This window comes from Microbacterium sp. UBA7513 (assembly GCF_002478345.1).
In the GTDB taxonomy this organism is placed as follows: Bacteria; Actinomycetota; Actinomycetes; order Actinomycetales; family Microbacteriaceae; genus Microbacterium.
Window position 1 is genome coordinate 1 of the sequence record NZ_DLNJ01000026.1, and the last position, 5016, is coordinate 5016.

Annotated in this window: 7 protein-coding genes; 6 read left to right on the forward strand and 1 reads right to left on the reverse strand. The window is 69.3% G+C overall.

Annotated features, from left to right (window positions below):
• Window positions 1-671: Clp protease N-terminal domain-containing protein (locus tag B2W79_RS14610; RefSeq protein WP_292790607.1), on the reverse strand; the 671-nt coding region annotated here is incomplete at its 3' end.
• A gap of 174 nt (window positions 672-845) precedes the next feature.
• Here B2W79_RS14610 and B2W79_RS14615 point away from each other — a divergent pair.
• From B2W79_RS14615 to B2W79_RS14640, 6 genes are all read left to right on the forward strand, one after another.
• Window positions 846-1454, forward strand: a complete 609-nt coding sequence (locus tag B2W79_RS14615; RefSeq protein ID WP_071329947.1) for a hypothetical protein — start codon at window positions 846-848, stop codon at window positions 1452-1454.
• Window positions 1454-2089: a hypothetical protein gene (locus B2W79_RS14620; RefSeq protein WP_292790612.1), complete on the forward strand. Its 636-nt coding sequence runs from the start codon at window positions 1454-1456 to the stop codon at window positions 2087-2089. Before B2W79_RS14615 ends, B2W79_RS14620 begins: the two co-directional genes overlap by 1 nt.
• The gene (locus B2W79_RS14625; protein WP_071329945.1) at window positions 2089-2841 is read left to right on the forward strand and encodes a hypothetical protein; all 753 of its coding nucleotides are present in this window, start codon (window positions 2089-2091) and stop codon (window positions 2839-2841) included. Before B2W79_RS14620 ends, B2W79_RS14625 begins: the two co-directional genes overlap by 1 nt.
• Window positions 2838-3074 carry a helix-turn-helix domain-containing protein gene (locus tag B2W79_RS14630; protein WP_071329944.1) on the forward strand — a complete coding sequence of 79 codons (237 nt, stop codon included), beginning with the start codon at window positions 2838-2840 and terminating at the stop codon, window positions 3072-3074. The genes B2W79_RS14625 and B2W79_RS14630 overlap by 4 nt, the downstream gene beginning before the upstream one ends.
• 162 nt (window positions 3075-3236) lie before the next feature.
• Window positions 3237-3578 (forward strand): hypothetical protein, encoded by a 342-nt coding sequence (locus B2W79_RS14635; RefSeq protein ID WP_292790617.1) that lies wholly within the window; start codon window positions 3237-3239, stop codon window positions 3576-3578.
• A 142-nt stretch (window positions 3579-3720) separates the two neighbouring features.
• Window positions 3721-5016, forward strand: a 1296-nt coding sequence (locus B2W79_RS14640; protein ID WP_292790620.1) for a dicarboxylate/amino acid:cation symporter, incomplete at its 3' end; no start/stop codon positions are given.

Below are 5016 nucleotides of genomic sequence, written 5' to 3' on the forward strand. Positions count from 1 at the left end.
GCGGTCTTGCCGACGCCGGGCTCGCCGATCAGGACGGGGTTGTTCTTGGAGCGGCGGGAGAGGATCTGCATGACCCGCTCCGCCTCCTTCTCGCGCCCGATCACCGGGTCGAGCTTGTTGTCGCGCGCGGCCTGCGTGAGGTTGCGACCGAACTGGTCGAGCACCTGCGAGCCGCCCTGCGCACCCGAGGGGGTGTCGTTGGACTGCGCGCCGACGGACGCGGGCTCGCGGCCCGGAGCGCCGGAGAGCAGCTGGATGACCTGCTGCCGCACCTTGTTGAGGTCGGCGCCCAGCTTGACGAGCACCTGAGCGGCCACGCCCTCACCCTCGCGGATGAGGCCGAGGAGGATGTGCTCGGTGCCGATGTAGTTGTGACCGAGCTGCAGGGCCTCGCGGAGGCTCAGCTCGAGCACCTTCTTGGCGCGCGGCGTGAACGGGATGTGGCCGGTCGGCTGCTGCTGACCCTGGCCGATGATGTCCTGCACCTGCTCGCGCACGGCGTCGAGGGAGATGCCGAGCGACTCCAGCGCCTTGGCTGCGACGCCCTCGCCCTCGTGGATGAGGCCGAGCAGGATGTGCTCGGTGCCGATGTAGTTGTGGTTGAGCATCTTCGCCTCTTCTTGGGCGAGGACGACCACTCGACGGGCTCGGTCCGTGAATCTCTCGAACATGTTGACTCCTTATTCGCACGGGGCGAAGACGCATGAAGCGCTTGTACATCGAGAGTAACGACCAGAAATGGCGGGTATGCCCGTGTTCGCCGTGGGCATAGCGAGGCCTTGACGGGTTTATCGACAGTCGTTATGTTAACGAAAGTCGATAAACACGGACTGGGAGGAGCCGACGTGCGGAACACGGAACGAACGCTGTCGACGGGGGACCGCGTGGCGCTGGCGCTGTTCATCCTGGTGGGAGCTTTCATCGCGATCACCTCCGTCTGCCTGGCCACGGTGCGGATCGTGGAGCTCACCTCACAGGCGACGATCCCTGTCAGCGTGGAGTTCATCGATGCGCCCGCGATCGCGACCGCAGACGAGGAGAGCCTCCCCGTCGTCATCGATGCGGGGGTGGTCACGGTGACCGGTCTCCCCGCGACCGGAGTCGTGCCCGGCGTGCTCGGCCAGATCGCGTTCGCGGTCACCACGGCAGGACTCGTCGCCGCTCTGATCACCCTGAGCCTGCGCATCCTGCGCGGGACCGTCTTCGATCGCACGAACACGAGGCTGGTGATGGGGGCGGCCATCCTGGCCCTCGTGGGGGCGGCCGCCGCCCGCTTCTTCGACAACATGCTCGCCGGCGCCGCCATGGCCCAGGTGACCGAGGGGTCGTTCGACACCGCGGTGCTCACCGTCGAGCCGTTCCCCTATCTCCTCGGGGCCTTCGCCGCCGCCATCGTGGGAACGGTCTTCGTCGTCGGGGATCGCCTGCAGCGCGACACGGAGGGACTGGTCTGATGACCGCCACCACCGCCACCCGCTCCGAGCGAGCCGATGCGAGCGCGGTCATCTTCTATGCGGCGGCAGCCCTTGTGGCCGTCGGCCTCGCGACGGTGCTCCGCGTGGGCAGCACCTTCCGCGACGACGGGATCGCGTGGACGCTCCCCATCGACGAGCAGCCGATCTCGGCGACCACCGACTCCGGGCAGATCTCGATCGAGGGCATCGCGCAGGAGGCGATGGTCTTCGCCACGGGGGTGAACAGCGTGTCGATCGCCGCCATCGTCGCCGCCATCGCGCTGTGGGCCCTGGCCGCCGTCGCCGTCATCGGTGCGGTCACGCTCGTCGCCTGGAACTTCCTCCGCGGCCGATTCTTCGTGGCGGGCAATGCACGCGCCTTCGACGTGATCGGCTGGACGCTGGTGCTCGCACCGATGGCGATCGTGATGCTCGAGACGATGGGACGCAACGGCGTGACCGCGGCCCTCGGCCTGGGCGACGGCGAACCGGTGCATCCGATCGAGTTCTGGGCCGTCGCCCCCATCTTCGCCACCGGGGTCACCATCGGCCTCATCGCCGTCGCCTTCCGTCGCGGCATCCGGCTGCAACAGGAGAAGGTCGTGCTGGAGAAGGAGACGGAGGGACTGGTCTGATGATCTCGTTCGGCTCGGAGGCCGTCTGGCCGTCTCTGCTCAACATCGGGATCGCGCTCGCGGTGTGTGCGGCCGTCGTCGCCCTCGTGGTCTGGAACAGCCGTCGCCGTGGCAGCCGCACGGTCGCCCTCGACGCGGCGCTCACGCTGTCCGGATGGTGGATCACGCTCTCCGCACTCGGCGCGGTGGTCATCGTCGTCAAGGCGTTCACCGTCGACTGGGCGGAGTTGCACGGCCGGACGATCGTCTTCCTCGACTGGCCCTCGAGCCTCCCGTGCTCGGAGTACGGCGACAGCACGACGACGATGCTCACCTGCGGCGGTACGGAGCTGTCGGACTTCACGGTCGGAAACGCCTCGCTCGGGCTGCGCCTCCTCGCCGCGGCCGCACAGCTCAGCACCCTCGCCCTGACCACGATCCCCGCCGTGGTCCTCGCGCTCATCTGCTTCCACACCCTCCGCGGCCGCGCGTTCTCCCGCACCGTGACCCGCGCCCTCGTCGGGGGCGCGATCGCGTTCGGGGTGCTGGGCGTCCTCTCGGATCTCCTCAACGGCATCGCCGCCACCACCGGACTGCGCGAGGCCCTGCCGGCGGACAGCACCTGGTACCCGCACACCTACTGGCTCACCGTCACACCGCTGCCGTTCGCCGCGGCGCTCGGCCTCCTCGCCCTCGCCGCGGTGTTCCGTCAGGGCATGCGCGTAGAGCAGGAGCGGGCCGCCCTGGAGCGCGAGACGGAGGGCCTGGTGTGAGCCCGGCGGAGAGCGACGACGAGTTCACCGGCATCCACTGCCGTCTGGACGAGCTGCTGGTCGCCCGCGGGATGACGCTGACGGAGCTGAGCGCCGCCGTCGGCGTCAGCATCGTGAACCTGTCCGTGCTGAAGAACGACCGCGCCCGCGCGATCCGCTACTCCACGCTGCGGGCCATCTGCGAGGCGCTCGACTGCGAGGTCGGCGACCTCCTCGTCCTCGCCGACCGCTGACCCCTCTCGACCCACCCCCTTCCGCGCACCCCGGCCCCTTACGGACGCACGCAGGGGGCCGGGACGCACGAAGAGGGGTGGGTCGGCGGGAGGGCGAGCACGGTCACGCACGGGAACGCAAGCCCCTTCTATGAGTCGGCTGTGAGTGGGTACCGTCGCCTCATGACCAGCACCCGCATCCCCTCGCGTCGCGGCCTCCGCCTCCTGGCGATCGTCCCGGCCGCTGCCCTCGCCTTCTCCCTCGCCGCCTGCGCCGGAGAGAGCCGTCCCTCGGTCGGCGAGGTCGCCGACGGCATCCAGAAGGTCTTCGAGGGCACCCCGCAGGAGGAGGCCATGACCGACGACGCCGCCACCTGCCTGGCGGAAGCCCTCGTCGACTCCGACCTCAGCGACGAGACGCTCGGCTACATCGCCGACGGCGAGGACAAGCAGCGGGACGAGGCCGACAAGGCCCTCACGACCCAGATCATCCAGGACAACCTCCAGGACTGCGTCACGCCCTGAGGGCGGCACGCAGCGAAGGGTGACGGCCTGGGAGGGCGGCCGTCATCCTTCGTCATAACCGCCCAGGGAATTCTCAGGCTCTCCTAGCGTTGAGCCTCATGGCGTGCACCCGGCGCGCCGCGATTCTGGAGTCCCCACCTCAATGAGCACCACCGCACGCGCCCAGAAGGCGCCAGACACCCGCGGGCCGGTCCGGAAGCTGCTGACCTCGTTCGGCTTCCAGATCATCGCCGCCCTCGTCCTCGGCATCGCCGCCGGTCTGATCGGCCGCCAGCTCGGCGCCACGGCCGAGAACCCGACCGGCCTGTCGGCGACCCTCGACACGATCGGCAGCTCCTACGTCACGCTGCTCCGCGCGGCCGTCGTCCCGCTGATCTTCACCGCGATCGTCGCCAGCATCTCGAACCTCCGTCGCGTGCAGAACGCCGCCCGCCTCGCCGGCCAGACGATCCTGTGGTTCGCGATCACCGCCTTCATCGCGGTCATCATCGGCATCGTCCTCGGTCTCGTGATCCAGCCGGGCAGCCGCGCCGGCGAGGGCCTGGAGCCGGGCGAGCCATACACGGTCGGCACCTGGTGGAACTTCCTCCTCGGCCTCATCCCGCAGAACTTCCTCGGCCTGACCGTCAGCACCTCCCCCGGAGCCACCGAGGGCGCGTTCACCTCGAGCGTCGGCTTCAACATCCTCCAGGTGATCGTGGTCGCGGCCGTCGTCGGCATCGCGGCGCTCAAGGCCGGCAAGAAGGCGGAGCCGTTCCTCGTCTTCACCGAGTCTCTGCTCAAGGTCATCCAGCGCGTGCTGTGGTGGATCATCCGCATCGCCCCGCTCGGCACGTTCGGCCTCATCGGCTCCGCCGTCATCAAGTACGGCTGGGAGAAGCTCGCGTCGCTCGGCTGGTTCGCGGCCGCCGTCTACATCGGCCTCGCGCTCGTGCTGTTCGTCGTGTACCCGATCCTGGTGCGCACGCACGGCCTCTCCATCAAGCAGTACTTCTCGGGTGTGTGGCCGGCGGTGCAGCTCGCCTTCGTGAGCCGCTCCTCCATCGGCACGCTCCCCCTCACGGAGCGCGTGACCGAGCGCAACCTCGGTGTGCCCCGCTCCTACGCCTCGTTCGCCGTGCCGCTGGGCGCGACGACGAAGATGGACGGCTGCGCCGCGATCTACCCGGCCATCGCCGCGATCTTCGTCGCGCAGTTCTTCGGCATCGAGCTGAACTTCGTGCAGTACCTGCTGATCGTGATCGTCTCGGTCGTGGGTTCCGCCGCCACCGCCGGCACCACGGGCGCGGTCGTCATGCTCACGCTGACGCTGTCCACCCTGGGTCTGCCGCTCGAGGGCGTCGGCCTGCTGCTCGCGATCGACCCGATCCTCGACATGGGCCGCACGGCCGTGAACGTCGCCGGTCAGGCCCTCGTCCCCGCGATCGTCGCGAAGCGC